The 1,758-nt window shown below is 70.9% G+C and carries 1 protein-coding gene and 1 pseudogene; both read right to left on the bottom strand.

The genetic code is table 11. The features are described from left to right. Positions 1 to 52 precede the first annotated feature (52 nt). On the bottom strand, positions 53 to 1,111 hold the full coding sequence (locus tag ACFWF3_RS34685) for an ABC transporter permease (RefSeq protein ID WP_378990019.1): 1,059 nt from the start codon (positions 1,109 to 1,111) through the stop codon (positions 53 to 55). Positions 1,112 to 1,266: 155 nt separating this feature from the next. Then, a pseudogene (locus ACFWF3_RS34680) lies at positions 1,267 to 1,758 on the bottom strand (ABC transporter ATP-binding protein); the annotation flags it as partial.

The raw sequence follows: 1,758 nt of genomic DNA, 5'->3' as shown, positions 1-1,758 counted from the left end.
GGCAGGGTGAAACCGATTCCGCTGGTCGCGATATCGGTGACGGTATCGAGGCTCATCGTGGCGCTCCTGCCAGATCGGCGGTGTCCACGGACGGCACCGGTTGTGGTGCGGGTTCGGTCTTGCGTCTGCGAGAGGTCCAGATGGCGGCGCCCGCGATGAACACGATCATCAGCGACTCCACGACCGCGATGGTCGACGCGGGCACATTCGCGGCCAGCTGCAGGTTGATCCCGCCGGAGACGAGGAACCCGAGCAGCAGCGACACCGCGACCACGGCGGCCAGTGAGCCACGTGCCAGCAAGCCGACGACCAGACCGGAGAATCCGTATCCGGAGGAGAACCCTTCGGCGAGGACGAACGGCGCCGTCGCCACCAGCAGCCCGCCCGCGACGCCGGAGAACGCGCCCGCCGCCGAGAGGCTCAGGAAACGCAGCCGACGCACCGGCAGCCCGAGCCGCGCGGCTGCGTCGGGATTGAGCCCGACCGCCCGCAATCGGGTACCGAGTGCGGTGCGACGCACCAGGATCGCGGTGCCGAACGCGGCCACCACGGCGATCCACAGGGCAATGGTCGCGGGCGAGCGTTCGATGCCCAGCAGCGGCAGATGCGCGGCCGCGGTGAGCTGTTCGGACTGCGGCAGCGTCTCCGAGGACGTCACCGGCTGGCGCAGCAGCGCGGGCTCGTGCACGACGAGCAGCACCAGCGCCAACCCGACGAAGTTGAGCAGCAGCGTGGTGATGATCTCGCTGGTGCCGCGCGCGACCCGCAGGTACGCGGCGATGGCGGCCCACAACCAGCCCGCGGCTGCCGCCCCGATCAGCACCGCGGGCAGGGTGATCACCGCGGGCGCACCGGTGAGCGTGGTGCCGATCGCGGTGGCGGCGATGCCACCGGCGCAGATCTGGCCCTCGCCACCGACATTGACCAGTCCGGCGCGGTGGGCGATGGTGAAGCCGACGGCCACCAGCATCAGCGTGGCCGCGACATTGAGCGAGGCGCCGATCGCGTAGTCGCTGCCGAACATGCCCTCCCACAGTGCTGTCATCGTGGCGCCTGGTGCCGCGCCGGCGACGGCGGCCAGGACCAGCCCGATCACCCCTGCCGCGAGCATCGCCGCGACGGCGAGGACGATCGGGTGGTGTGCCCACTGGCGCAAGCCTGCCGGGTGCTGCTTCGAGGAAGGCTTGCCGAGCCCGCGCAGCCCGCCCGGCGACGTTCGCCGAGGTGGGGGCGCGGTGGCCGCGGTCGTGGTCCGACTCGGTGCGCTCATGCCGCGACTCCCATCATCAATTCGCTGATCTGTTGTGCCGCTGAGGGATCGGCGGTCTCGATCGGTCCGGCGAGTGTGCCGCGATACGCGACGAACACCCGGTCGCACAGCGCGAGCAACTCGGGTACCTCGCTCGACACCACCAGCACGCCACAGCCGTCGGCGGCCGCATGGCGCAGCTGGGTCAGCACGAAATCGACTGCGCCGATGTCCAATCCGCGCGTCGGCTGGGCGGCGACCAGGCAGCGCAGGTTCGCGGCGGACAGTTCGCGGGCCAGCACCACCTTCTGCTGATTGCCACCCGAGAGCGAACCCATCGGCACCCACGGCCCGGCCGCGCGCACGTCGAAGCGGTCGAGTTCGGCCTGGGCGGCGCGTCCCATGGCCTGCTTGTCGAGCAGTCCGAAGCGCTGGAAGCGGCCGAGTCGGCCGAGGAAGAGGTTCTCCGCCAGGGTCATCTCGGCGACCATCGCGTCGCGGTGGCGGTC

The organism is Nocardia sp. NPDC060220, assembly GCF_042727815.1.
Taxonomy (GTDB): Bacteria; Actinomycetota; Actinomycetes; order Mycobacteriales; family Mycobacteriaceae; genus Nocardia.
The sequence above is the reverse complement of the archived record's forward strand: the minus strand, read 5'-3'. Positions and strand labels throughout refer to the sequence as shown.